This is a genomic window from Salipaludibacillus sp. HK11 (genome assembly GCF_047795645.1).
In the GTDB taxonomy this organism is placed as follows: Bacteria; Bacillota; Bacilli; order Bacillales; family Salisediminibacteriaceae; genus Salipaludibacillus.
In genome coordinates this window covers 3305670-3331729 of sequence record NZ_CP181045.1, presented here as the reverse complement: position 1 = coordinate 3331729, position 26060 = coordinate 3305670, and the positions used below count along the sequence as shown (strand labels likewise).

Sequence of the window (26060 nt, the reverse complement as noted above, 5' to 3'; positions counted from 1 at the left end):
TAGTGGATATATTAGTTATAATACCTGCTCGGGGCGGTTCTAAAGGTATTCCAAGAAAGAATGTTAGGTTAATGTGTGGCAAACCTCTTATTAGCTATAGTATAGAAAATGCATTAAATAGTATTTTTAATTTAGATGTGGTTGTATCAACTGATGATGAAGAAATTGAACGAATAGCCGAATTATATGGTGCAAAAGTTATTAAGAGGCCTGATGAACTAGCAACTGACCACGTTACTTTAGATCCAGTAATCTATAACACTTTAATAAAAATGGAGAATGAAAAAGGTATAAAGTATGATTATGTTGTTACCATGCAACCTACATCACCATTATTAACAACAGCTACTTTAGATAATGCTATAAAAAGCTTTATGGAAAATAGTTATGATACGGTGATTAGTGGAATTGATCGTCCACACCTTTCTTGGACTGAAAAAAAAGGGAAGATAATCCCGCTTTATAAAGAGCGGCTCAATAGGCAGTACCTCCCTAAAAATTTACTTGAAACTGGAGCATTTGTTATAACAAAAAGAGAATTTGTAAAAGAACAAAGTAGGTTGGGTCCTAGAGTATCAATATACGAAGTTTCAGAAAATGAATCTATCGATATTGACAGCCCACAAGATTGGTGGGTAGCTGAAAAGGAAATTTCAAAGAAAAGTATTTTAATTAGAACTGATGGATATGCTGAGATTGGATTAGGGCACGTATACAGGTGCTTACTTTTAGCATTTAATCTAATTGATCATGATGTAAGGTTTGTTGTATCAAGTCGTTCGGACATAGGTATTAAAAAAATCCGAGATAGTCATTTTAAATATCACATCATAGAAGAAAATTATGAAATTGATGAATTAATAAAAGAATATCAGTGTGATATTCTGATTAACGATATTCTCGATACCACAGAAAAATATGTTAGATATTGTAAAGAATTGGGTGTGCGGGTAGTAAATTTTGAAGACCTTGGTCCAGGAGCACTCCAAGCGGACGTAGTTATTAATGATCTCTATGAAAAAAGAAATGACTTTGAAAACCATTATTGGGGAAGTAACTATTATTGTATAAGAGACGAGTTTCTACTTGCAAAACCAACAGAATTTAACGAAGAAGTTGAAGATATTTTGATTATATTTGGAGGGACAGATCCTTGTAATCTTACTTATAGAATATTTAATATTTTAAAATTGATTCCAAATAATAATATTCACTATACTTTTATTGTAGGTATGGGTTATAAACATGCCGAAGAATTAATATCTGCAGCTAGAGACTCCCATCTAAATATCGAAATAATAAGAGACGTAAAACGTATGACAGAGTTTATGGGTAAAGCTGATATCGCAATATCGTCTCAAGGGAGAACAATGCTAGAGCTTGCATCAATGTCAGTCCCAACAATCTTGTTAGCTCAAAATGAAAGAGAGAAACACCATGAATTTGGTTATCTGAAAAACGGTTTTATTAATATAGGATTAGGAAGTGAAGTTGAAGATCGGACTATTAAAGAAACGTTAATTTGGTTGATAAATAGTCCACAGATAAGAAAACAAATGAAAGAACAAATGTTGAAAAAAGATTTAAAGAACGGTGTTCAAAGAGTAATTAATTTAACACTTGACCGAAATTTGTAATGGAGGGGTAAAATGAAGAGTCAAATTATAGAAAGAGCCATGGAAGAAAAGTTTGTATTGATCGCGGAGATAGGTGTTAATTACTATGATATTGCGGAAAAATTTAATATGACGTCTATGGAAGCGGCGAAATTAATGATTAAAAAAGCAAAAGAAGTAGGTATTCATGCTGTTAAATTCCAAAGTTACAAGGCAGATACATTGGCAGCCAAAGAATCACCTTCTTATTGGGATACAACAGAAGAGCCGACAACTTCTCAACATGAGCTTTTCAAAAAGTTCGATAGTTTCTCTTATAACGAGTATAGAGAGTTGTTAGAGTATTGTAATGAATTAGGTATAGAATTTCTATCAACGGCTTTTGATATAGAATCGGCGGATTATCTGTATGATTTAATGAATGTATATAAGATTTCATCATCAGATTTAAATAACCTCCCATTTGTTGAATATCAGGCAAAGAAAGGGAAATCAATTTTACTTTCGGTTGGGGCATCAAATGAGGAAGAAATTGAAAAAACTATTCAATTGATTAGAAAACATAATAGTGAACCTATTGTTTTACTCCATTGTGTTCTTGAATATCCTACTCCATTTGAACATGCAAACTTAAATAGAATTGTAACTTTAAAAAATAAATATCCAAAAGTAATTATTGGTTATTCCGATCATACAAAACCTGATGAGGACGCGGATGTAATTAAAACAGCATATAATCTAGGGGCTAAAGTAGTTGAGAAGCACTTTACTTTGGATAAGTCTTTACAAGGTAATGATCACTATCATGCGATGGACCCAAAAGATGCAAGTAGAATTCTAAAGGGTATAGATTTTATTGATGGGATAAGAGGTTCTTATGATATCAAATGTCTGGATACTGAATTAACTTCAAGGAAAAATGCTCGACGATCGTTAGTAGCCAATCGGAATATTGAAAAAGGCGATATTGTTAACAGAGAGATGCTCACTTTTAAAAGACCAGGTACTGGAATTTCTCCATCAGAGATTAATAATGTAGTTGGAAAAATTGCAAAGAATACTATTACTGAGGATTCTATTTTACAATACGAAATGATCGAAGAATAAAGATTATATAGTGAACCGCACAAACTATCAAGATTCTCGTGATCTTACTTGTTAACTTTAGAGAATTGTTGAATCAGAGAAATAAACCGGTAAGTGTTTGGAACTAATATTAGTATAAATAGCAAAATACTATATTTGAAAATGGGAGCTTGCTTGTCACTACCAAATGTTTAATATTATTTTGTGGAAATATATTAAACTCTACAGACTTTTATAATTTTATTTTCACTTCGTTCATTTTCTTACAACCATAGGATTTACAGGCAAATATTACGATATTATTAAACTTTTTCAAATAGAAAAAAGACATTATTACATTCCCGATTCACTGGTATAACTATACGAATGAATCGAGTTAAATCCATTTGGCAATAGGTTTTAAACCTATAGTGTCAAAGGCTTTTGACAATACCCATGGTATAATTATTCGGGAGGGCAGGGTTACCGTTATAATAAATTCTAAATCCAAAAGCGAGTGTTCATATTAATGAACACTCGCTTTTGCGATTTAAAATTTATCATTATATCCATGAGGATTAGTTTCCTGCCAACGCCAAGAATCACGACACATGTCTTCAATTCCCATCTCTGCAACCCAACTTAGTTCGTCTTTTGATTTTGTTGGATCTGCATAACATACTCCAATATCACCAGGTCTTCGTTCTGCTATTTTATATGGGACACTTCTTCCTGAAGCTTGTTCAAACGCTTTGACCATTTCTAAGACGCTGTAACCTCTTCCTGTTCCTAAGTTATATGTAAGTACCCCTGTAGTTTTATTAAACTTTTCCAGTGCTTTTAAATGTCCTTTGGCTAGATCAACAACGTGAATGTAGTCTCTTACACCAGTTCCATCTTCTGTGTGATAATCATCTCCAAAAACTTTTAGCTTTGACAACTTGCCAACGGCTACTTGTGCAATATAGGGCATGAGGTTATTCGGGATGCCATTTGGATTTTCACCAATACGTCCACTTTCATGAGAACCAATTGGGTTGAAATACCGTAACACAACAATACCCCAATCTTTATCAGATACATAGAGATCTCCTAATATTTCTTCAATAATAAGCTTGGAACGCCCATAAGGATTTGTTGCACTTAGTGGGAAATCCTCTGAAATAGGAACACGGTCAGGCATTCCATAAACGGTTGCCGAAGAACTAAATACAATCTTCTTCACACCATGGTTTTTCATAACTCCACATAGATTTACAGTGCTAGTAATATTGTTATGGTAATAATAAAGCGGTTTTTCAACTGATTCTCCAACTGCCTTCAACCCAGCAAAATGAATTACCGCATCAATCGGTTCATTATTGAATACATTCTCAATATCCTCTATATTTAATAGATCCCCTTCATAAAAGGGGAAGTGTTTCCCAGTAATTTCTTTCACACGTCTCAACGATTCAAACTGGCTATTAGACAAATTATCTAAAACGACGATGTCATTTCCTGCTTCTAACAATTCTACACACGTATGACTACCAATGTATCCAGCTCCACCAGTAACTAAAATAGCCATCAAACGGCCCCCTATATCTAAAATCTTCTAAACGAATATAAAAATCCACTTCAATATTTTAACACACATGAGTCAATTTCATAATGCATTTTCTGAATAAGGCCAGAAGTGCAAAATATCAAAAGTACTCTTTTAAAAATCGTCACTTTAAAAGCTAGTGTTGATAGTTGAAAACTTGCTGGCTTGCTACAAGCAATGCTTCAGCTAATCGGGGAAAATCACCCCGATGGATCATCTGCTCCTGCGGTTATTTGTCATCAAAAAAAGATGGCTATTGTTTTGCCTCAGGCGTCTCAAAGGTTTTTAATATCAACGATTAAAATTTCCGTGTACCTTTAAGTTAATTTTATTACTTGGTTTTTGTTTGTTTTTAGCCGTAATCCAGCGAATTCCATGGCATTGTAAATAAATGTAGAAAAGTCAAAATTAACTATAGCTCTTTCTCCTTTTCGATATCGTATATTGTTTCGTTGAAATTACTTTTTTAGATCCCACCACAGTTTAAGTAAATTACATAGAGAGTGGTTCTATATGACGAAAAGAAACGGAATACGGTTGTGTGACATCACCCTAGTGAAATTAATTCATTAGTCCGGATTAGAAAAACATCAATGATTGGGTGACGAAAGAAAATCCAACAAATAAGGTAAGTAATATCAAAGACAGAGTTACTTTATATTTAACGATGCTGGGATGGTTACTTTTAAAAATTGGATACCAAATTAGCAGAGGTATGAAAAACCAAGAATAAGCTGCTGTTCTGTCGGAATATGCTAAAAATCCTGTAAGTAAAAACATCGTATTGAAGACAAGGTAAACTTTTAATAACGCAGTATATAATTCGGAATTTTTCAAGAATTTTTTAAGGGAATAAAATGAAATAATAAAAATAGTAAAACTAAAAATCAAGAAATCAAATCGATTAACATTTCCATAGCCCGAAATACGATCTTGCGAAGAATAAATATCGATGTATGGTATAAAAGAAGTAAATAAGTTCGCAAGGTTTGCGTTTAAACCAGTTATATAAGTAAATGCAGCTAATGACCACAGCAAAATGAAAGTCTTTAACTTGAAATTGTATTTACGCATAACAAATAGTATTAAAGAAAGGGGTAATGCAGAAAAATGAAATAATGGCGCACTAACAATAAAAACAAAGAATAAAAAGCTCTTTTCCTTTTTGATCAGTAATATTGATGCTGCCAATAACAGTGAAGCGGCTACGCCTTGCTGAATGACATTTGTAGCAAAGTTAGCGGTTAAAAAGAAAACAGAGTAAGTATAAAAAAGAATCATCTTTTCCCAGGAAGAGGTTAATTTATTGAGAGAATAGATAAGTAAAGCTGACACCAATACCCAAATGAATACATGATAAACATTGGGGGTGGCTACTACCTTAGACAATAACCAAGAAGATATCAAAAAAAGATATTCACTATCAGCTATTCTCATTAAGGTGGAAAAAGACATATTTTCATAACTTAAAAACCTGTGTACGTACCTAGGCATATCTACTGTATTAATTTCAGAGAAAAATAAAGTTAGAGATATATAAGACCAAACGCAAAACAAGACGAAATTTACGTTGTATCGATTATTAATTATAGAATTTTGTGGAGTGCTAGAAATTAAATAGACCCAACCAGTTAGTGCAGTAGAAAAAATCATAAAGTATACCTCCAAAACAAATGTGAAATTAGTATACCATATTTTGCGACTAAATGAGTACTATAAACTGAACTACTGGACGCAACTAATCCCTATGTACAATCGGTAAGTGACAAGGCATTTTTGATCCTCCCTAACATCTTTTTTTCATTATAAATCAAAACCACCAGTGTGAACTGGTGGTTTGCTCTGCGGCTGAAAGCCTCTCTTACCGGCCTTGGCCTAAAAGGCCCACTGAACTGTTTCCCTCCTGCACCACACCCCCCCCCGCTAATTCTGAAGAATTTTTTATTTTTTCTTATTTTTTTTGGCCTGGAAACGGGTCATATTCTTCTAACAATGTTAATTGATCGCTCATATAGTCTTCTTTTAGCTGATTTCTAATATAGTCTCTTATTTTCCTTTTGTTTCTGCCTACAGTATCAACATAGAACCCTCGACATCAAAATTTACGATTTCCATATTTATATTTTAGATTGGCGTGACGGTCAAATATCATAAGGCTACTTTTTCCTTTTAAATATCCCATGAATTGAGATACACTTAATTTAGGTGGAATACTAACTAACCTTAGGAAATTACATGGAGTAGTACGGGGGGCGCTGAATCCCCCGCACCGTTAGATTATAATTATCCTTTTTGAGAAAAGCGATGAATGATGTGAGCGGTTCGATATTGTTGTCTTCTGATGATTTTCGGTGATACGTTGATGGTGATTTTTTCACCGTTTTTAAAGGTAATCAAGCATTGATTGGAAACTTTGGGGACGGGGCAAATCGAATGGATGTACTCGTAGAATATCCAGTGGCAGTGAAATAAGCTGGGTGAGCATGTTGGGAAGGTATAGATACCGTCGTGAGTGTTGATTGCGACGGGAACTTTTTTGTAGATGGCAAGTTCATGCATGGCAGCCAAACGCCTGCCATCATAAGAAGAGCCACCTTTGAAACAAGCTAGTTTGATAAGATCGAGAGGTTTTTGATTGATGTAATAGGTCGCGTTCTCCTCAATGACGATCGTTCTGTAATCGGTATGAGCAGCGGGAAGTAAAGCCATTGTTCGTTTGTTAATGGTATAGTCGTTCAAAATAGTGAAAGCTAGTTTGGTCATTTTTATGCACTCCTAGTTAGGTTAATGGAAGATTGGTTTAGCTTAGGTGCTAGCTGGAATTTTAGTGTAAGCGCTTGATTTAATTCGTGCGGAGGTTTATTACATCGCTTTCTATTGTTTGATATTTATCTAAACATAGAAATTAATAGATACTTTCTATGGAATTGTCGTAGTGGCGGACGAAGATTACAAAGGTCAATCATGCTCAAGTATTCACAATATATTTAGAATTGATGCCTAACACTTCCCTAGTTTAGTAGATATATGTGTGGAAAGAATTTAAGATTTGGAGGTTGTGAGAAGTGCATTAGTAATGTTTGTTTTTTAATATTGAAGGGGGAAAAAATATGTTTTTAGAAAGTTGAGGTTTCAATCAGTGGAGGAATTATCCATTCTATTTTGTATAAATGGATATATTTCTTTTTTTGATTGTTTAAATATTTGATCGAGATCATCTATTCCAAGTACTTGCGCAATCTTTAAAAGCTGAAAACTTGTCGGATCTTTATCTCCTCTTTCATATGAAGCAAGTGAATTAATGTGCAAGTCAGCACGATAAGATACTTCTTCTCTAGAAAGGCCTTTACTTTTTCTTGCTAATCGAAGGGCTTCTCCATTAAATTGTTTCACTCGTTCTTCCAATGTTTGATTATTATTCACTAGATAAGCCTCCTTCATAGGAATATTATCTAGTTGAACGTCACCATCATCCACACACTATCGTGTGTATTTTGGGGCAAAATAAATATAGTTAAAATTCGCAATCGCAGAAATGGTTCTTGTGATCGAAAAAGGACCGGACCCTTTCGGTTATATGAGTGGAAATGTTTCTGTGTTGAGGAGTGTTAACGGTGGTTAACGTGATGTGAAGTGGGGGGAAAATTGAGAAATAGTTTGGGGTATGGGAGATAGGGCACGATTTTCCCAGAAGTTTAGGTGTGACTCTCTAAAAATGGGTCCTCCCACTTAGGTAAAGTGTAAAGCATTAATCTCATAAAGTGCTGTTTAACTTTAAAATTCGCTTCTCTGAGGGAATTACCTGGCGTGATGAGGAGGAATGTGCTAAGTCGCCCCTAATCGTTAGATTATCCTTGTTGAGAAGAGCGGTAATGATGTGTGCGGTTCGATACATTTATTCTTCTTGTCTTACTTCCAATTCATATAAATTCATTTCTGCTTTGGACGAACCGTTTTGCCTAAATTTATTATTAGTTCGCTAATGTATGACGGTTTCCTGAATCTAAATTACAGTAGCGAAGTAGGGTCTATTTGCTAGTGAATAGACTAATAAATGGTAATATAATCCTATACCTCAACCTTATCAATATATGGTAAAGTATGACATATATTGTATGATTTATCATTGGAGTGTGTCTAAATTGAGAGTGGATATTTCGGAAGTGAAGACTTTTTATGAAGAGACGAAAAGCAATACGGCGTCTATTCGAGAAGAATTAGATAATGTCAAAGCTAATCTAGATCAGGTCATGCAAATGGATACGTTCCAGGGAAAAGCGGCAGATACAGCAAAAGAGTATTTTAAGGTATTGCACGAACCGCTTCTCCAAGCTTTTAAAAGTATTTTTGAACAATTAGAAAGAGACATAGCGAATCATCTCCAAGACTTCTACGAAGAGATTGATGCTAGTGATAAAGCGGTGATCGACGATACATATCTTGAAGAGAAGTAGTTCTCTATTTTAAGTCAGACAGGGGAACAAATGAGGGGAAATGATCAAGAGTTAGTATCAGCAAATCACTTCATTTTTGTCCACAGTCAATACGCTAAAGAAGAAAGGAAATTCTATGGGACATAAAGTAGATTTGTCAGAAGTGATAGCCTTCTCTGATGAATTTAAATCAACATCTGAAGATATAACCGTCAGTCTTTTAAAAGTAGCACAGAACATAGAAGACATTTGCAATATGAGTTCTTTTTCTGGGGAAACCGCAGATCAGGCAAAAAGTTATTTTAGTGATTTTCATATGACGATGTTGACCACGTTTAACGGGGTATTGCATGATATCCATCAAAATTTGAATCAACACATAGAAGATTTTCAATCAAAGGTAGATGAAAGTAGTAAAACGATAATCAATAGTGACTATGTTAGAGATACCATGGAAGATCTTCATGAACAAAATGAGGCTTTAGAAGTACTTCATAGTGAAGTGAGTAACATCATTCGTAGTGTTTCAGATATTAGCAGTGCAACGACGCCGTCCGTCCGTAACGTTAAGGATGATCATGATATGGCGATAAACGTAGCCGAGAATGTTATAGAAGATGTCCAATCATTCACAAGTGTAGGTCGACGTAGCGCGGCAGAAATAGAGACCCTATTACAAGAGATCAAAACAACGTTACATCGTGCAGGAGCTGTAAGTGATAGTGCTAGGTTTACAGATTATAAAGAAAGAGAAGCAACTGTAGGATTGGCCGCACTTAAAGAGTATAATAAAACAATAGGAACGCCTGTGGAAGTAAATCAAGATTCCATTAAAAATATGTCGTTATTGCAGATTAAGCAATTAAACGACGCTGCAGTAAAAGGTATGGATGAGAGAAATCAGAAGATTTTAAATCTTGCTTTTACAGATCTTATTAATGGAAAAATTACTCGAGCAACTTACTATAATATTTTCGTAACGATGAAAATATTGAGTCAAGGGGGTGTAAGTCGTCCAACTGTCAATCAAAGAAAATTAGAGATAGACACTTGGTGGGATAAAACGGTTACCAATAGCGTTCGTCAAACGGAATATATTTGGAAATTGGGATCCGGATTATACAGAGCCAAAGCTAGCACTAACGGGAATGTTGAACGAAAGGTTATTTCAACAGTGACAGATTTTATACCTGGTGTTAGTACCGTGAAGGCCGGTTATGAAACTGTGTTTGGAGTTGAACTAATTACTGGGCGTGAATTAGACTCCTGGGAACGTGCATTAGCTGGTACCCGGATTATTACGGGATCTAAATCCACTAGCCTTAATGGGGATAACGTGGATGTTAGTCGTCCAAAAGAAACTTGGTGGGATAAAACGGTTACCAATAGACTTCGCCAAGCGGAATTTATTTGGAAAGTGGGATCCGGGTTATACAAAGCCAAAGCTAGCAATAACGAGAATGCTAAACGAGAGGTTACTTCAGTAGTGACAGATTTTATACCTGTGATTAGTAACGTGAAGGCAGGATATGAAACTGTGTTTGCATCTGATCCGATTACTGGGCGTGAACTAGAATCTTGGGAACGTGCATTAGCTGGTGCTGGCATTATTGGGGGACCAATAATCAAGGGCGTGAAACATGGTGGTAAACTTATTAAGGGTACAGGTAATGTTACTAGAGCACAACAAAGAAATCTTGAAACTTTAGACAATATAGTAAATAAACATTTAACAGACAAAGATTTTTCAGGGACTTTAAGAGACCTACAAGGTATTCCTGTTCCTAAACCTGGTGGGGGCTATTGGAACCATCTTCAAGAAATGCAAGATTCATATAAAGGATTGGTTAAGATAAGAAAAGGGTTAGATGGTTCATTAAATAATCCGAACTTAGACGCTGGAACAAGAAAAGTACTGCAAGATGGTTTGGATAAGGCTAATAAAAATATAAAAAAAATAGAAGACTTATTTGAACCTTTTGGAGGGATATAGAATGAAGATAAGATATATTTATCAATTGCCGCAGGATGAAGTCCAAGAAGACTATGCATTGGATGAATGGTATAGTACTTTAATAAATAAAGATATTACAGAATTAGATATTATTGATTTATGTAGAATGATTAAACAGAATATTTTTATTGAATTAGCAATAGATAAAGCAATAGTGTTTCTTAAGCATAATCCTCTTGAAGGTGATGTCTATGATGGTCAGTTATTAGAGCTACTATTTTCTGTTAATATGGAAAAAGTTACAGAACAAAAGGAACCACTAAAAGAAGTACTTATGGACATAAAAGAAAATGTAGAAATGGATAATTTTATGAGTGATGAGGATTTTAATGAATATAAAGACTTAGTAGATAAATTTTTGACTAAAATAAACTTGTACTAAACTTTAACTTTTACCTTGATTGGCTAAATGCCTTGCAAGGTTTTCATTTGTTAGTGGGGCTATCCAGTGACGAATCGTTCATTTTATCGTTTTCCGCCAGAAGACTCCCTCTTCCATCGCGAGAAGGGCTTTTAGCCATGGCGGTTGGCGATAGCCAACAGACTCACCTCATGATATAATTAGAACATACGTTTGTAAATAAGGTGATGTCATGTTAGTAAAAAAAGCGTTCAAATTTCGTATTTTTCCTAATCCGAAACAAGTCGAGCTCATTCATAAAACGCTCGGTTGTTCAAGATTCGTGTTCAATTTCTTCCTCAGTAAGCAGAAGCAAAAAGACGCTTACTGGTACATCGTCGAAGAAATGGTGCAAAACGGTCATCTCCCTTCAAATAACTGGAAAGGAGAGTTTTTCAACAAATACGCGTCAGTTAAGGCGGTTCGCCAATTAAAAGAGCATTACCCTTTTTTAAAAGAAGTGGATAGTATTTCCTTGCAAAAGTCCGTTGAAAACCTCGCTGATTCTTACCAAAGGTATTATAAAAAACAAAACAAAGCTCCTAAGTTTAAAAGTAAAAAGAACAAGATACAGTCCTATGTCACGAAGCACACCAATGGAAATATCGCAATTTTAGGTAAACACATCACGTTGCCGAAGCTTGGTCTTGTTCGGTTTTCTAAAAGTCGTGACGTGGATGGGCGAATCATAAATGTGACCATACGACGCAATCCAAGTGGTAAGTACTTTGTGTCAATCTTAGCTGAAACAGACGTCGTTGAGATGCCGAAGACAAACACCAGTACAGGCGTTGATCTAGGACTAAAAGACTTCGCTATCCTTGCAGATGGAACAAGATATAGAAACCATCGTTATTTTAAGTCGTTAGAACAAAAGGTAGCAAAGGCTCAACAAGTTCTATCAAGGCGAGTTATTGGTTCTAGCAACTGGAACAAGCAACGAATCAAGGTCGCTCGAATTCACGAAAAGATTGAAAACAAGCGGACAGATTTCTTGCATAAGACCTCGACGGATATCATCAAAAACCACGATATTATCGGAATGGAGAGTCTGCAAGTATCGAACATGATGAAAAATAAGAAAACAGCTCAATCAATCGCTGATGTATCTTGGTCTCAATTTAAGAGCCTGTTGAAATATAAAGCTAAATGGTACGGGAAGACGGTGGTGGAAGTGAGCAAAACCTTCCCTAGCTCACAACGTTGTTCACGTTGCGGCTATAAAAACAAAGACGTTAAAGATCTGAATGTGCGTGAGTGGACGTGTGTTTGTGGCATGCATCACGACCGCGATATGAACGCAGGATTAAATCTCAAACATGAAGCTATAAGGCTTCTAACCGTCGGTGCGACGGGGCTAGCCTAATCAAAACTTTCGGTTACGAAGGTGTTCTTAGGAATCCCCCACTTCAAACAGTTCGCAAGAGCAGTTAAGTGGCGGGTAGTTCAAATATAGGTTTACCAGTAGTAGATAAAATCAAAGCGTATGGTTTAGGAACACAAGTCGTTTATACGGTTTAGATGACTAAGTCTTTTGTCTAACTTGAAAAGGGGTATATTCCTATATGAACTAAATAATACATCTATTTAATAGGGGATGATTTAAAGAGAAAGGCTTATTCGCTTATTTGATGCAGAACGCCTAGCGCCTCATTTTGACAGCTATCGAAAAGTATTAAGCTGTAGGATTGGCCGCACTTAACAAGTATAATAAAACAATAGGAAAACCAATGGGCAAATGGAATAAAAGATGGTAAACAAGTAAATGTAAATGTTAAGTTAGAGTATAGTGGAAATAGTAAAAGACCATCAACATTTGAGGTACAATATGAAATAGATGGAGAGCGGTTTATTAAGAATTTATTGAATTAAGGAAAGTGATGTATATGAGCAAGATTTTTGAAGATAAATTTAGCGAATTACAAGCAGACATGGTTTCCATTTGTTTAGAATATGTTGAAAATAGAGCAGAAAAAATATTTATATACTGCTCGTTTGAAGCCAAAGTTATTTCTAGTGACTTTTTCTATTGTATAAATGGCGAAATTATTATGAGGCATAAATTAAACAACGCTATTGATAATACACAAGAATTACAATATGATACTTCTGTTGAACGTCAAAGAGGAGTACTAAGTGTATTAAATAACAATATTAAGGAAATGATTGATTTATGTGAAGAATATAATAGAGAAATGCCATCGGAGATTAAGTTAATTTATAATGTAGTTAACAATAGTCTTAAAGCAGACTATAAATATGGTATAGTGTATTCTAATCATCCAGATAAAGTAGCAAATAACATTTCTATGGAATGGTTTGAAGAAATGAAATCTGATTTGTGAAAAAGATACCTTGATTGGCTCAGTGCCTTTCAAGGTTTTTTGTTGTTTTTATAGTTTTACTTTTATAAAATCTGATATCTGAACAAAAAACTGAATTTGTATTTTCAAGAAATTAGATCCCTGTGAGTAAAGTAGAGAAGACAACTAGTAAGATTGCTGACTTAAATAACTTTGAAAAACAATTGCCGGTGATTAAAGCATATATGGTAGAATCGAAGAAAAATTCTTTTTTTAGTAGCCTGCTTGTCTCTAAGAAAGATAAGACCAAACAATCATTGGTAGACTCAAGAGAGTCTCGTAATATAAATCAAAGAGGCGGCCTGCAAAAATACTCGAAAAAATCTTCTGCGAAAGGAATTTTTGAGCCAGTCACAAAATCAGTAAATAGCTTTAAAGAAATTGGTTTATCCATGTATGATGGAATGTTAGCAAGAAATGAGAAGAAATTTGATTCTAGTTATGATTTTGCGAACTATCTCATGTTTGGGTTACCGGGTGGTGCGATAAATAGTTATAATGGCTTGGAAGCAAGGTATGAGGCGATAAAAGATAACGGAAACGTAAGGGATTATCTAGATTACTTTAGCGTGGGTACATCAAGCATGCTAGAGGGAGCCGTCAATCCGGAAGAACCCTATTCAGCAGAACACTGGATGAGCAGTTTCGGAGTGGCAGGGTCTGTAACAGGTGGAGGACTGCTGGGGAAGGGTTTGCGAAACGGTGGAGGATTTGGAAAAGTAACGAATAGCACAAATGGAAATGTGGGTAACGGTAATATATTGGCAGGGTCTGTAACAGGTGGAGGAGTTGCGGGGAATGCTTTGCGAAATAATGGGCATGGACGATCACCGCATGTAACGAAAAGTCCTACTATAGAAAAAAATTCGGGTATAGATGTTGGTAAGGGTACTATAAAAGTTACACCTAATTTTGATCGGAAGATGGAGTATGTTTTTGGTAATACAACCGGCAATAAGCACAATATCGACCGTTCTATTGCTATGGAAAGGCAATTGAACAGTATTGGGGTTTTTGATAATAAAACTGGTAGGAAACGTTTTCTTGATAACTTAACTGATACGTTCAATGATGCTTCAAGTATCTTAAAGACTCAAGATAATGGTCGGATTGTCAGAGAGTCCATACTAACAGGTCCAAATGGAGTATTAAAAGTGGAATCTGTATGGGACGGAGAAAAATTGATAACTATTAAACTCTTTGGAGGAAAATAATGAGATTAGTTAATAAATATAATGATTATGAACTTTATGAATTTGAGTCACAGTCAGAACTTAAAGAATATGTTGAAGTTAACCAATCTATTCTAATCAATACTAAATGTGTGGATAAAAAGAAATTTTATGGGATAAGTATCAAAAGAAAAGAATCTACTTTTATTGGTATTTTTGGTGGAGTACATGGTATTGAGCCATCAGCACTGATAGGCAGAATGGAAAATTGTATTTTTATAAGTATTGATGAAAAAGTTTATTGTGTAGATTTGAAAGACAATGCAATGAGATGGGTGAAAGAGTTTGATTCAATTGTCTATGAAGTGATGAAAACATCAGACGTAACTTTTCTTGTCTTATGCGAGTTAGGTGTTGTTAGTCTTACTTTTAAAGGAGAAAAACATTGGGAGCATACTAGCGAAGTAATTACAGATTTTGAGCTAGATAGTAATATATTAAGACTATCTACTGACGAGGGAGATTATTCTCTTTTGTTGAATAGTGGAAATGTTATCTGACTATAGTTGGATATTAAGCTGAAGCATATAATAGAAAATATATGAGACTGAAAACGATGGGGGGAATATCTATCCATTGCTTTTATAAAAAAATAGAGATTTTATGAAATGACAACATAAACGATATTTTTTCTGAAATTCATAGCTCATGAAGATTGTACCATCAATGTAGAAAAAAGGTCGAAGAAACGGAAGACCAATTTATGAATTAGTATTCAACGGACAGAAACAAAGAATTGCTATAACTGTTGGAAATAATGGTTATATTGTAGGGGCAAATCCAAAATTATAACCATAATAAGAAGGGGGAGAACCATGAACATTATTAAGATATTTCTGGAATATCAATGCTATCCAATGTGGATATATAATGAACAAGGTGAATTAGTTGATAATGATTTAGTTGGAGAACTCGAGGGTGAAGACGAAATTGATAATATGCTTTTAGAGATACAGAATATATACGACAGTCTATTTGAAGACAATGATATCAACTTTGAGTTCAAAGGATTTTCAAAAGAAAATGAAAAGACCGTATTTTTTAAGAAGGTAGAAAAGACTATAACCTTAATTAAAGAAAAATTGGGAGATAAGTATTTAATTGAGAATAAGGTAGAAATTTAATAATATTTAAGAATAACCTTGATTGGCTAACGAACCTTTCAAGGTTTCTTTTATATTGGTGGGGCTACCCAGTGACGAGTATCTTGCAGGTGCAAAAGGAGTTAGTAATAATGGTATAAAGGTGAAATAGGGTCTGTAACAGGTGGAGGAGTTGCGGGGAATGCTTTGCGAAATAATGGGTATGGACGATCACCGCATGTAACGAAAAGTCCTACTGTAGAAAAAAATCGGGTATAGATGTTGGTAAGGGTAGGGTTAACCTTAATGACCCATATATGGTGTAAAACAAGCATTTGAATATTTAAAATCACTAGGAGTACCACGTCAATTCAGAAAGACTACATTAGAATCGTTTGAGATCGGTACAATTAAGCTTGATGTTTCTGGTTCAAATACTTATGGATTAAGATTCTATGACGATATTAATGCTACTGTGAAAGGGAGATATTTATTTGAAACATTTTCGCCACAAGTGAATAGAAGTAATTTAGCACTTCCACCAGATTGGAACAGAATGACAGGTATTCAACAATGGCAAGTTAAACCAGACACTATTATAATTAAAGGAAAAGCTGGCCCGCAGTTTCAAATGGGTAATCAATATATTGGAGGAGTAGAACAATGGTACATAACGAACCTAGACGACTTAATAAAACCTTAAACTTTATTAAGGAAGCTGAAAAAGTGAAAATAAAGTTAGACTGTGAAATTAAAGCTCACAAATTAGGTCAAGGTAAAGTGGGGACAATAAGTCAACTTGAAAATTTCTATAAAGATATAGAACTAATGATTGAATCTAAAAGTCATATCCCATCATATCCAAGGGTTATTACCGACACTTGGGATTTTAATAGCGGACTTGGAATTAAACTATTAGATTTATATGAGTTTTATAAAAAACTGGGATAACTAACTTCAAATGCTACTTATTATTAAGAAATGATATAAGAGATAACTAGGTGGTAGGAAGTTCAAAAGTTTTTAAGGAAGTAGGTTAAGTTCAACCAATGGTTTTAAAATATATATTATCATAGGGAAAAGCCTAGAACTTCGATATTAAACAGAATTTTTGGTTTGAAGTTAGGAATAGTAATGAATTACTTTATATAGCTATCTAAAAAGCACTTGATTGTCTTTTTTAGGCAACAGGTGTTTTTTGTTTTTTGATACTATGTCAAGAAAATGGAAAAAGAGAATACGGAGATTTCAGTCAAACCCTACCGCGCTCTGCTTGTTGTCCTCCCCGTAAAAGTAAGGTACTTCTACAGCGAGGATCATTTATTCTACACAGCTTTGGAATACTGCTTTTCATAAGCCATTGGAGACATATAATTATTGGTTGAATGGATTCGCTTGTAATTGTAAAAGCTCACAAGATATTCAAAGATGCTTCTTTTCGCTTGATTTCTAGTCTTATAGTTTTCATGAAAAATTAACTCACGTTTAATCACACCATGAAAGGACTCTATGCATGCGTTGTCGTAACAGTTACCCTTTCTACTCATGCTTGATCTCACGTCATTTTCACGTAATAACGCTTGATAATCGTTGGAGGCATATTGGCTGCCACGATCGGAATGGTGGATAAGACCAGGTGCTGGTGGCTGTGTAATCATCGCTCGTTTCAGAGCTGTTATAACAAGTTGCTTCGTCATCCGTCCATCCATTTCCCAGCCTATAATACGCCTTGAATAAAGGTCCATCACCGATGCTAAGTACAGCCAACCTTCGCTCGTCCATATATACGTAATATCAGCTACCCACACTTGTCCTGGGCGTTCTACTGTAAACTGTTGATTTAATAGATTTGGATAGATCGGTAGATTATGCTTAGAGTTGGTTGTCGCTTTGTACTTTTTAACCGTCTTAGAACGGATGCCATTTTCCTTCATGATTCGTGTCACGGTTTTCTGAGAAATCCTGACGCCCAAGCCCTCCAATACTTTTGTGATCTTTGGGCTTCCGTATGTGCTCCTTGACTCTAAATGAATTCTCTTAATGCGTGCGGTTAACTTTTCTCGTTTCTTTTTTTGATAACTCGTAGGACGCTTTAACCAAGCGTAGTAGCCGCTTTTAGAAACACCTAATACTTGGCACATCTTCGCTACACGGTGATCGTGTCGGTGCTGTTTAATGAAGTCATAAATTACTTCTGGTCTTTGGCGAAGATGCCCATAGCTTTTTTTAAGATCGCATTTTCCTCTTCTAAGTCTCGAATGCGTTTCTTAAAGTCACGTTCAGCCTTGTCTTCCGTACTGGCATTCCCACTACCTACAAAGGCTGCTTCTTTACCGATCTCGTATTTCTTTATCCAGTTATGCAGTGTTTGTTCTGCCAGGTCTAATTCTCTAGCGATTTCAGCTATTCTTTTCCCGTCCTCCTTTACCATACGGACTGCTTGGACTTTAAATTCCTTATCATACGTTTTTCTCATATTGGACACTCCCGTTAAATTGTTAGGTATCATTATACTAGAATTTCTCCCAATTTACCGTGTCCACTGTTTAGGCTAACATCATTCTTGTGGATAAAGATATTCATAGGGAATTTACTCATGCTGGCGGAGTATCAATTGTTAATGGAAAATAAATTGAGAGGGGGATATTATTATGGTAAAAATTGAAAACTCACATAAGAAACTTTCTATGGAAGAGATTGATCAGTTTGAAATAGAAAATGGTGTGAAATTAACGGAAAAATATAAGAGATTTTTACTTCAATGGAATGGTGGATACCCAGAACTTAGTATATTTAATATTTCTGATGAACTTGGGAAAAGTGTTTTGAATGTATTTAATGGAATTGGAGATATGTATGATAATTTAGAGAAGGTTATAGATATATATGAGTTTAGGCTTGCGAAGGGCTTTATTCCAATTGCAGATGATTCAGCAAGTAATGTTATATGCTTAGGTACTAAAGAGCCATATTATGAAAAAATTTATTTTTGGGATCATGAGCAAGAACCAGAAGATCCTGATGATATGAGTAATATGTATTTTTTAGCAAATGATATTGATGAATTCTTGGATAATTTATATGAGGACACCGAAGAATAAAAAGTATTAGCAATGAAATATATTATAAAGCTAACTATAAAGCACTTGATTGTCAAATAGACAACAAGTGTTTTTTTGTGAGCATTTTAAACTATGGACGACATAAAAATGCTTGTGTGAAATTCATAACTCATGAAGGTTGTATCATCATGGAATATTGTTTTAATACTTAGATGAACTGAAAGATAACGAGAAATGGACGAGATGATATTTTAAATGGCAGGGGTAAATTTGCTGGTGGTACTATAGGGAAATGGCTTGGTAAGGGAGATGGAAATCGTGTAGGTAATTTTGCAGGAAAAATTAGTGCCGATAATATTCCTAACATGACTAAAAATGATATAGTAAAAGGGCTACCAAGTAACTGGAAACACATGGTGACCGCGGGGACGGTTCTTTTGGTCGAATTGTCCTTTTAGAACTGGTGCTTCCGGCGCTATGTGAAGGGACCTCCACACGGCTTTTTGCGACAGACAAGAGACGCCCCCAATTTACTAACGACAAATCTCTTTTACAGATATCCTTCAATTTTAATACTTAGCGGGACTATTATATTAGGCAAGGAAATCCAGTGCCAGCTGCCTTGTTAAGTAAAATGGGATGTAAATAAAATGAGCCAATTGTCTTAAAAAAGCGTGCTTTGGAATAATCATTTGATTGGAAATCGACAGAGCTAGAAATTGCAAACAAGCAGATGAAGTTGCAGATTGAACGGTTTTACCTATCATTGGTGTAGAACAACTAAAGGTATAAATGGAGAAAGGTTGAATGATACCCATCAGAGAACTTCGGAAAGAAGTGGAACAGGGGTGAAGCATTATTTTAGTGGCCAGTGTAGATCTGTGGTCATGTAAAAAGATTTACTGGGAAAAGATTTTTAGTCACACCTTCTAGTTTTGCTTCAATGGTATCAAATCGATTGTGCATTTCTGATTTAAAGAAAGGATATCTGATTTTGCGCTTTTCATTTTTTTATTCATTTCTGTGAGTAGATCAAGAATTTGCTTCTCCACTTTATCACCCCTATGATGATAAGCAAATAATCACTTTGTGGCAATCGTTTCTACTTTTCAAGGAGGATAAGATGTAGCAGTAAGTGCAGCGCTGATTTATGCGGGAATTAGTACAATATGCTTATTTGCAAAAGAAATTGTTGAAATCATCACTCGATAACAGCTGGCTAATATGAATCAAAATGCTGATATAATGAATATAACCGTTTAATATTTATTTTAATGGTTATAATACAATAGGAAAATTGGAGGTAAACTTAATGACTGAAACGAACAAATTTCCACTTATATCAGGTTATCTTTCTCTTGATTTAGTGAACACGGAAATAGTAAGGCGTGGTCAGCGTCATAATCTTATGCTCTCGGAAGAGGATTTGATGGACTGGCTTCATGTAATAAAAGAGAGGAACTCCTATTGGGATGATAATCAATTTTTAAAGGTTAGAGAGAGGATCGGACAAGTATTATTATGTATTATAGAAATGCGGACTGTTTTAAGAGACAATTTTGAATTAATAGCAGATGGACAGTCAGTTCCAGATCAATTTATTGATTTTTTAGAAAAAAATGTTGAAAAAGCACCATTCAGATATAAATTAATCCATCAAAAATTGATTCCCATTCCTGTTGGTGAGATAGAAGATACCCTTTTATCGTTGATTTCCTTTGATGTATTAACTTTAATTGAAACAAAAAAACTGTCCTCCCTCAAACGATGCTCCAACCCGGATTGTGTACTTTTGTTTTTTGATGAAAGTGGAAGACGCAAGTGGTGTTCAATGAAGATATGCGGAAATAGAAAAAAAGCAGCACGGTTTCAACAACGTAAATCCGATGATTGATGACGAACCAACTTATTTCAAGAGTTGGTTTTTTTGTACACAACTTAACTAACCTCTAAAATATATCTTTACAGGTTAGTTAAGTTGGTGTAAAGTAAAAATAATTGGAAGGGAGGGGGAGAACGATGGAGCGCGCTACAACAGTAAAGCGAGACGATACACATATATTTCACGTACAATATTTAACTAAAATGAAAGGAAAAGGGAGAAGTCCATTAAAGGTAAATGTAAAGGACGTAATAACCGGGTTAATCGGTGGATTTATAACCATTTTTGCGTTAGTACTTTTAACAAATACGACAGCAACTGTATGGTTAATGGCTCCTTTTGGCGCAAGCTGTGTGTTGGCATTTGGTGCATGGAACGCACCTTTATCACAGCCGAGAAATATTATTGGGGGACACTTTGTTTCAACATTCGTTGGAATAGTCATATATCAGTTATTGGGTAATGAACCTTGGGCGATTGGTTTAGCTGTCGGTTTAGCGATTGCATTTATGATGATTACAAAAACGACTCACCCACCAGCAGGAGCAGATCCACTTGTTGTTATGCTAGGCGCGTACAGTTGGAGTTATTTAATTACACCGGTATTAATCGGATCGATGACAATTGTTTTCTTTGCATTGATTATTAATAATTTGCGCAGTAACCGGGAATATCCTACATTTTGGATATGATTATGAATGTTCAGGAGGGAATAAAGTGGAAAACTATATTTTTAAACAATTAAGATTTGTTCGGGATAATACGATTGGTCATGTGGAAGAAATGAATGATGAGACAGCACTTACCATTCCAGAAGGATTCAATAACAATATTAAATGGAATCTTGGACATATATTTGTCGTGCAAGAAAAGTTCGCCTTTTATTCGGCTAGGGAAGAAATGAACATACCTGATCGATTTACAGAATTATTTAATCCAGGCACTAAACCAGGCGATTGGGGAGAAGAGGTGCCATCAATTCATGAATTAATCTTTTTGCTCGAAAATCAAGTCCGTAGGGTTGAGCAAGTATTGAAATTTAAGGTGAAAGAAGATGTAGAACAACCTTATACAACATCCACAGGTCTTACATTATCAACAGTAGAAGAATTTCTTAGCTTTTGTTTATACCATGAAGGCATGCACTTTGATGCGATTAAATCAATCAACCGAATTATTCAAAGTGGGAGATGAGAAGTATTCGGGAGGGAATAGAAGTATTAGAATAAAGTCTTATTTTTTAACAACATTATTCTTGAGTTTCGCACCTTGAAGATACGGTTTATTTTTCGAGGTGCGGATTACTGAAAGGCTAAACTAAAAGAATTATACTTGATTCCAGTTTAATGTTTTAAGCGGCCTTTTGACGCTATTCAACTGATTGTATAAAAAAACTAATCTAAAAACCCATATTTCTCTAAATTCTCTAAATAATACTGAAAATAGTCATCGTGAATGTCTTCAGGATACTCTGCTAGTCCTCTTTCTAATAAAATACCAACTACTAATGCGTTTAGATACCCTCCAACGGCCTCACACATATTCCTAAGTTTAAATTCTGTGATCACTTCTCCGTCCTTACTTTCTAATACAATATCAATGCGACGCCCTTCCAGTTCATCCATTAGGATATGATTATAATCCCATTCTTTCACTTTTCGTGGGTTTAACGGGTTTTCCCTATGGTCTAAAAGTTCTTCACGATGGCATTTTCTTTCTTCATCTGAATAAAGACCATGTAATATCTGTGGATCATCGATCACAAAACATTTATAGATTTTATCATATTCAAAGTGATCATCGTTTTTTAAGTCAAGTAAATACTCTTTTGGAAAGGACGTTGCTTTAAATTTTTTAATGATAATACGTTCTACATCTTCTTTTGTAAAACATAAGTGATCTTTTCTGTGTAAGTATTTCTTATAAAGACTTTCATAGTTTTTCATTGTGTCACCTTTCTTATTTCACTGGACTCCCATAAAACACGTGAGCTTTTGGTGTTCTCTTATACGGATGCCAATGATAATATCTCCCTTTCCTTGGTTTGTTATTTAGCTGATCAACCTCATTTATTGGCGATCCACTAATATAAATCACCATCTCTACGAATGGCAGCAAAATGATTGTATTTTTTGGATTTCTTTGCTTGTGTAGCTACTACGTAGGCAGACAATAATCATTGCTCCCGTATGAAAAAGTGCAGTCAGTGTAGCTTGAGTCATCACAATACCGATGGGTATAACAGATGCTATTGATGCTATCCCTTCAAGTTTCCCCAATTTCACTATTCGTGAAAGAGGCAATCATGTTTTCGTTATCCATATCATCAATTGTAACTAAATATTTTGTTTCAGTTTCGCTTTCATCCTCATCCACTTCGATAACAGTCAGGTCAAAGGTATTTTCACCCGGTTCAATATCTATTATTGATTGAACTAAATCGTTATCAGCAGTGTCAATTTCAGACGTCACCGTTAATTTATCGGCACTTATGTCTAAGTCTGAAACTGTCATATTCTCTTCTTTCAAAGTTTCATTCATTTCGTTCATGAGATGATCTTCAGTGTATATATTTTCCTCATGTTCTTCTGCATTAATTTCGCTTAAAGGGAGGCAGTTACCTAACACTCTGCAAAACTCTGTACCAACTTTGCTTGTTGATCCTATTCGTTGTTATGGAAACTTAAGGTGACTTTAAGAAAAATTCCGCCTTCTAAATTTATTTAATACTAAAAATATACAATTATCTATATAAATTCTATACTTTTATAAATATAGTTAAATATCCTCATTTTTAGGAGGGGTTTGACCCTTACATTTGTATGATTAAGAGATCGTCTAAATGAGAAGGTAGCATTCTCGGCTTCGATAAAATTACCAATTTAGTAAATATTGCATGCGAAATCACATCCTCCCATTTTGTGTGCCTAAATTGGAGTTGTCTTCATCAAATGAATCTCACGCCTCTCTAGTAAGCTCTTACGAAAGAGGCGATCATTTATTTCCTGATCCCTTTATAAGGAACGGCTGTCGATTTTATAACCGTCTAGATAAAGTCCAATTCTGTTCAAATCTTTCTGAATCTTTACGAGGTTAACCCTGTATTGTTTCGTCTGGTCAAACTGTATTTTCGGGTTGGTGCTCTCATCTACCCAACCACGTTGTATCCAATCTTTACATATCGATGGTAGGACGTATGGAGGCATGTTGGTCTACGTATCTTCAGCTATCTCTTCGGCTGTTTTAAAAAAATTATGTTATCCATTTGATCGACTTATAAATTCTTTCTACCAAAAAGTAAATATAGTAGATAAGGTGCTCCTATTATTGCCGTAATGACTCCTACTGGAATTTCATAAGGGGTTAATACTGTTCTTCCAATAAGATCGGATGTAACAACAATAAGTCCGCCCATCAATGCGGAAGCTGGTAATAAGATTCCGTGATTAGTAGTACCTACCAATTGTTTAGTGATGTGAGGAGCCATCAAACCGACAAAATTGACGGCACCAGCTGTAGCAACAGAAACTCCTGCTAAGGCAACACTTAGTAAGATTAAAATGCCTCGGTCCCATTCAAGCCTGATACCCAACCCTTTGGCTATATTGTCTCCAAGATGTAAGATATTTAAATTCTGATAAAAAATGAATGTAATTGGTAACAAAACGATTAACCAACTAATTAAAGGAAGCAAATGTTCCCAACTTCGTGCATAAACACTTCCTGTCATCCAAATTGTCGCTTGAGTAACGAGGTTGATATTTCCGAACATGATAATTACTGTCAAAAATGCATTGGCTAACGTTGAGACACCGATTCCAACAAGGATAAGTCGAATAGGAGATGTGCCGCCCTTCCATCCGAAGATATATGTAACTAAAGCTGCGAGTAAAGCACCGCCAAAAGCAGCGAAGGGCAATAAAGATAACGGTAAAGACGGGAGTAACACAATGACAATCACTGCAGCAAGACTTGCTCCGGCATTTATCCCAATAACCCCAGGAGAGGCAAGGGGATTCCGAGTTATCCCTTGAAGAATTGTCCCTGAAACGGCTAGTCCTACTCCAACAAGAAAGGCAACTAATGCTCTTGGTAACCTTAATGAATAGACAATGAAATCGTAATCAGGGTTTCCCATACCAAAAATCGTTTTTAAAACATCGAAAGGTGCAATGAAATATTCACCTACGCCGATGCTTATAAGTAACACGAAGATATTGGCAATAATTAAAACTAATAAGAGAAGGAATGTTCGTGTATCAACTAGAAAATATTTTTTACTGTCTAAGCTATTCGATAGTTTCATAGTTTATGTGCCTTCTTTCTAGCGAGGTAAATAAAGAATGGAACTCCAACCATTGCAGTCATGACACCAACTGGCAACTCTTGATTATTTAAAACAAAACGTGCGGTTATATCGGCAAGTAAGACTAAAATAGCTCCCAAAATTGCTGAATAGGGAATAATCCATTTATAATCAGTTCCTACGATCGAACGGGCAATGTGAGGAACAGCTAAACCAACAAAGCCAATAGGTCCTGCGATGGCTACTGAACTTCCAGCAAGTAGAACGACAATAATAATTGAGATCGTTTTAATAGCCTTCGTTTTTTGTCCTAGTCCTACTGCAGTCTCTTCCCCTAGACTCAAAATGGTTAATTGTTTACTCATAAAAAAAGGCACAACTAGTCCAATCATCATATAAGGTAAAATTTGCATAAATAATGAAAGATCTCTACCAACTACCGAACCAGCTAACCAAAAACGCATATTATCTAAAGATTGTTGATTAACGATCATAATCCCCTGAATTAACGAGCTCATCAATGTTGTCATAGCGGCACCAGCAAGAATTAATCGTAATGGTGTCATGCCTTCACGGCCCATGGAACTAAGTAAATAGACTACTGTTGCCACAATCCCTGCTCCGGCAAATGCAAACCACGTATATGTAGAAGGGTCGGTCATATCAAACAAAAATATAGAAATGACCACGAATAAGGCCGCACCGTGATTAACTCCGAGAATTTCAGGTGCCGCTAAAGCGTTTCTCGTCAATGCTTGCATGATTGTTCCTGCCACAGCAAGACAGCTTCCGACCATCATCGCAATCACTGCCCTTGGAACACGTGCGTTAAAAATAATTAAATGTTCTCTGGACCCGTTAAAATTAAAAAAAGACTGATAAACGGTTTTAAGATTAATGTCGGCAATTCCGAAAGAAATACTTATCACAACAAGAAGAGTAACAATGGTGAGGCCAATCAAAATCAATAAGGCATGGTGAATCAACTTCATGTGATGTTCCCCCAAACTAAAATGT

26 protein-coding genes and 1 pseudogene are annotated in these 26060 nt (G+C 35.3%); 17 read left to right on the top strand and 10 right to left on the bottom strand.

Annotated elements, in window-relative coordinates; translation table 11 throughout:
* The first annotated feature begins 2 nt into the window (after positions 1-2).
* Together ACM26V_RS15730 and ACM26V_RS15725 are read left to right on the top strand one after the other, a co-directional pair.
* Positions 3-1637 (top strand): cytidylyltransferase domain-containing protein, encoded by a 1635-nt coding sequence (locus ACM26V_RS15730; RefSeq protein ID WP_416147675.1) that lies wholly within the window; start codon positions 3-5, stop codon positions 1635-1637.
* Positions 1638-1649: 12 nt separating this feature from the next.
* Positions 1650-2723: an N-acetylneuraminate synthase family protein gene (locus tag ACM26V_RS15725; protein WP_416147674.1), complete on the top strand. Its 1074-nt coding sequence runs from the start codon at positions 1650-1652 to the stop codon at positions 2721-2723.
* Positions 2724-3231: 508 nt separating this feature from the next.
* Here ACM26V_RS15725 and galE read toward each other — a convergent pair.
* The 5 genes and pseudogenes from galE to ACM26V_RS15700 form a co-directional block, all read right to left on the bottom strand.
* Positions 3232-4251 carry a UDP-glucose 4-epimerase GalE gene (gene galE, locus ACM26V_RS15720; protein WP_416147673.1) on the bottom strand — a complete coding sequence of 340 codons (1020 nt, stop codon included), beginning with the start codon at positions 4249-4251 and terminating at the stop codon, positions 3232-3234.
* 597 nt (positions 4252-4848) lie between these two features.
* Positions 4849-5922 (bottom strand): EpsG family protein, encoded by a 1074-nt coding sequence (locus tag ACM26V_RS15715; protein WP_416147671.1) that lies wholly within the window; start codon positions 5920-5922, stop codon positions 4849-4851.
* A 298-nt stretch (positions 5923-6220) separates the two neighbouring features.
* Positions 6221-6490 (bottom strand): annotated as a pseudogene (gene tnpA / locus ACM26V_RS15710) (IS200/IS605 family transposase); the annotation flags it as partial.
* A gap of 62 nt (positions 6491-6552) precedes the next feature.
* Entirely contained in the window at positions 6553-7032 is a 480-nt protein-coding gene (locus ACM26V_RS15705) for a competence protein ComK (RefSeq protein WP_416147670.1), read from the bottom strand.
* 369 nt (positions 7033-7401) lie between these two features.
* Positions 7402-7692: a helix-turn-helix domain-containing protein gene (locus ACM26V_RS15700; protein WP_416147669.1), complete on the bottom strand. Its 291-nt coding sequence runs from the start codon at positions 7690-7692 to the stop codon at positions 7402-7404.
* A gap of 725 nt (positions 7693-8417) precedes the next feature.
* Here ACM26V_RS15700 and ACM26V_RS15695 point away from each other — a divergent pair.
* The 11 genes from ACM26V_RS15695 (at position 8418) to ACM26V_RS15645 (ending at position 16744) form a co-directional block, all read left to right on the top strand.
* A complete protein-coding gene (locus ACM26V_RS15695; protein ID WP_416151893.1) occupies positions 8418-8723 on the top strand; it encodes a T7SS effector LXG polymorphic toxin in 306 nt (101 codons plus the stop codon).
* 115 nt (positions 8724-8838) lie between these two features.
* The gene (locus ACM26V_RS15690; protein WP_416147668.1) at positions 8839-10695 is read left to right on the top strand and encodes a pre-toxin TG domain-containing protein; all 1857 of its coding nucleotides are present in this window, start codon (positions 8839-8841) and stop codon (positions 10693-10695) included.
* 1 nt (position 10696) lies between these two features.
* On the top strand, positions 10697-11098 hold the full coding sequence (locus ACM26V_RS15685; RefSeq protein ID WP_416147667.1) for a contact-dependent growth inhibition system immunity protein: 402 nt from the start codon (positions 10697-10699) through the stop codon (positions 11096-11098).
* Positions 11099-11309: 211 nt separating this feature from the next.
* On the top strand, positions 11310-12482 hold the full coding sequence (gene tnpB, locus ACM26V_RS15680; protein WP_416147666.1) for an IS200/IS605 family element RNA-guided endonuclease TnpB: 1173 nt from the start codon (positions 11310-11312) through the stop codon (positions 12480-12482).
* Between the two features lie 377 nt (positions 12483-12859).
* Positions 12860-12988 carry a DNA/RNA non-specific endonuclease gene (locus ACM26V_RS15675; RefSeq protein ID WP_416151892.1) on the top strand — a complete coding sequence of 43 codons (129 nt, stop codon included), beginning with the start codon at positions 12860-12862 and terminating at the stop codon, positions 12986-12988.
* A gap of 14 nt (positions 12989-13002) precedes the next feature.
* Positions 13003-13461: a DUF600 domain-containing protein gene (locus tag ACM26V_RS15670; protein ID WP_416147665.1), complete on the top strand. Its 459-nt coding sequence runs from the start codon at positions 13003-13005 to the stop codon at positions 13459-13461.
* Between the two features lie 122 nt (positions 13462-13583).
* On the top strand, positions 13584-14693 hold the full coding sequence (locus ACM26V_RS15665) for a hypothetical protein (RefSeq protein WP_416147664.1): 1110 nt from the start codon (positions 13584-13586) through the stop codon (positions 14691-14693).
* Positions 14693-15211 (top strand): hypothetical protein, encoded by a 519-nt coding sequence (locus ACM26V_RS15660; RefSeq protein WP_416147663.1) that lies wholly within the window; start codon positions 14693-14695, stop codon positions 15209-15211. Before ACM26V_RS15665 ends, ACM26V_RS15660 begins: the two co-directional genes overlap by 1 nt.
* Positions 15212-15526: 315 nt before the next feature.
* Complete coding sequence (locus ACM26V_RS15655; RefSeq protein WP_416147662.1) at positions 15527-15835, top strand: hypothetical protein; 309 nt, start codon at positions 15527-15529, stop codon at positions 15833-15835.
* A gap of 433 nt (positions 15836-16268) precedes the next feature.
* Complete coding sequence (locus tag ACM26V_RS15650) at positions 16269-16496, top strand: hypothetical protein (RefSeq protein ID WP_416147661.1); 228 nt, start codon at positions 16269-16271, stop codon at positions 16494-16496.
* On the top strand, positions 16457-16744 hold the full coding sequence (locus ACM26V_RS15645; protein WP_416147660.1) for a hypothetical protein: 288 nt from the start codon (positions 16457-16459) through the stop codon (positions 16742-16744). Before ACM26V_RS15650 ends, ACM26V_RS15645 begins: the two co-directional genes overlap by 40 nt.
* Positions 16745-17118: 374 nt before the next feature.
* On the opposite strand, the gene ACM26V_RS15640 is transcribed toward ACM26V_RS15645, so the two are convergent.
* A protein-coding gene (locus ACM26V_RS15640) for an IS3 family transposase (protein ID WP_416147659.1) occupies positions 17119-18269 on the bottom strand; the annotation gives its coding sequence in 2 pieces (ribosomal slippage) (positions 17119-18011 and positions 18011-18269; 1152 coding nt in all).
* Between the two features lie 175 nt (positions 18270-18444).
* On the opposite strand from ACM26V_RS15640, the gene ACM26V_RS15635 reads away from it, so the two are divergent.
* The 4 genes from ACM26V_RS15635 (at position 18445) to ACM26V_RS15620 (ending at position 21931) form a co-directional block, all read left to right on the top strand.
* Positions 18445-18894 (top strand): SMI1/KNR4 family protein, encoded by a 450-nt coding sequence (locus ACM26V_RS15635; protein WP_416147658.1) that lies wholly within the window; start codon positions 18445-18447, stop codon positions 18892-18894.
* Positions 18895-20167: 1273 nt separating this feature from the next.
* Positions 20168-20749, top strand: coding sequence for a CGNR zinc finger domain-containing protein (locus ACM26V_RS15630; RefSeq protein ID WP_416147657.1), 582 nt, complete (start codon positions 20168-20170; stop codon positions 20747-20749).
* 125 nt (positions 20750-20874) lie between these two features.
* Complete coding sequence (locus ACM26V_RS15625; protein WP_416147656.1) at positions 20875-21429, top strand: HPP family protein; 555 nt, start codon at positions 20875-20877, stop codon at positions 21427-21429.
* A gap of 25 nt (positions 21430-21454) precedes the next feature.
* Complete coding sequence (locus tag ACM26V_RS15620) at positions 21455-21931, top strand: DinB family protein (RefSeq protein ID WP_416147655.1); 477 nt, start codon at positions 21455-21457, stop codon at positions 21929-21931.
* A gap of 200 nt (positions 21932-22131) precedes the next feature.
* Here the strand turns inward: ACM26V_RS15620 and ACM26V_RS15615 are convergent, their stop codons facing one another.
* The 4 genes from ACM26V_RS15615 to ACM26V_RS15600 all read right to left on the bottom strand — a co-directional run bounded on the left by ACM26V_RS15615 (position 22132) and on the right by ACM26V_RS15600 (position 26035).
* Entirely contained in the window at positions 22132-22683 is a 552-nt protein-coding gene (locus ACM26V_RS15615) for a hypothetical protein (RefSeq protein ID WP_416147654.1), read from the bottom strand.
* Between the two features lie 319 nt (positions 22684-23002).
* Entirely contained in the window at positions 23003-23278 is a 276-nt protein-coding gene (locus ACM26V_RS15610) for a hypothetical protein (protein ID WP_416147652.1), read from the bottom strand.
* Positions 23279-24011: 733 nt separating this feature from the next.
* Positions 24012-25043, bottom strand: coding sequence for a FecCD family ABC transporter permease (locus tag ACM26V_RS15605; protein ID WP_416147651.1), 1032 nt, complete (start codon positions 25041-25043; stop codon positions 24012-24014).
* Positions 25040-26035 carry a FecCD family ABC transporter permease gene (locus ACM26V_RS15600; RefSeq protein ID WP_416147650.1) on the bottom strand — a complete coding sequence of 332 codons (996 nt, stop codon included), beginning with the start codon at positions 26033-26035 and terminating at the stop codon, positions 25040-25042. Before ACM26V_RS15600 ends, ACM26V_RS15605 begins: the two co-directional genes overlap by 4 nt.
* Positions 26036-26060: the final 25 nt, after the last annotated feature.

Bases quoted from the DNA above. Each gene is read 5' to 3' on its own strand.
- ACM26V_RS15715 (WP_416147671.1), bottom strand. From the start codon at position 5,922: ATGATTTTTTCTACTGCACTAACTGGTTGGGTCTATTTAATTTCTAGC.
- ACM26V_RS15635 (WP_416147658.1), top strand. From the start codon at position 18,445: ATGGTAAAAATTGAAAACTCACATAAGAAACTTTCTATGGAAGAGATT.
- ACM26V_RS15685 (WP_416147667.1), top strand. From the start codon at position 10,697: ATGAAGATAAGATATATTTATCAATTGCCGCAGGATGAAGTCCAAGAA.
- ACM26V_RS15605 (WP_416147651.1), bottom strand. From the start codon at position 25,043: ATGAAACTATCGAATAGCTTAGACAGTAAAAAATATTTTCTAGTTGAT.
- ACM26V_RS15630 (WP_416147657.1), top strand. From the start codon at position 20,168: ATGACTGAAACGAACAAATTTCCACTTATATCAGGTTATCTTTCTCTT.
- ACM26V_RS15600 (WP_416147650.1), bottom strand. From the start codon at position 26,035: ATGAAGTTGATTCACCATGCCTTATTGATTTTGATTGGCCTCACCATT.
- ACM26V_RS15655 (WP_416147662.1), top strand. From the start codon at position 15,527: ATGAACATTATTAAGATATTTCTGGAATATCAATGCTATCCAATGTGG.
- ACM26V_RS15615 (WP_416147654.1), bottom strand. From the start codon at position 22,683: ATGAAAAACTATGAAAGTCTTTATAAGAAATACTTACACAGAAAAGAT.
- ACM26V_RS15610 (WP_416147652.1), bottom strand. From the start codon at position 23,278: ATGAATGAAACTTTGAAAGAAGAGAATATGACAGTTTCAGACTTAGAC.
- ACM26V_RS15670 (WP_416147665.1), top strand. From the start codon at position 13,003: ATGAGCAAGATTTTTGAAGATAAATTTAGCGAATTACAAGCAGACATG.
- ACM26V_RS15725 (WP_416147674.1), top strand. From the start codon at position 1,650: ATGAAGAGTCAAATTATAGAAAGAGCCATGGAAGAAAAGTTTGTATTG.
- ACM26V_RS15660 (WP_416147663.1), top strand. From the start codon at position 14,693: ATGAGATTAGTTAATAAATATAATGATTATGAACTTTATGAATTTGAG.
- tnpB (WP_416147666.1), top strand. From the start codon at position 11,310: ATGTTAGTAAAAAAAGCGTTCAAATTTCGTATTTTTCCTAATCCGAAA.
- ACM26V_RS15645 (WP_416147660.1), top strand. From the start codon at position 16,457: ATGGTACATAACGAACCTAGACGACTTAATAAAACCTTAAACTTTATT.
- ACM26V_RS15690 (WP_416147668.1), top strand. From the start codon at position 8,839: ATGGGACATAAAGTAGATTTGTCAGAAGTGATAGCCTTCTCTGATGAA.
- ACM26V_RS15625 (WP_416147656.1), top strand. From the start codon at position 20,875: ATGGAGCGCGCTACAACAGTAAAGCGAGACGATACACATATATTTCAC.
- ACM26V_RS15705 (WP_416147670.1), bottom strand. From the start codon at position 7,032: ATGACCAAACTAGCTTTCACTATTTTGAACGACTATACCATTAACAAA.
- galE (WP_416147673.1), bottom strand. From the start codon at position 4,251: ATGGCTATTTTAGTTACTGGTGGAGCTGGATACATTGGTAGTCATACG.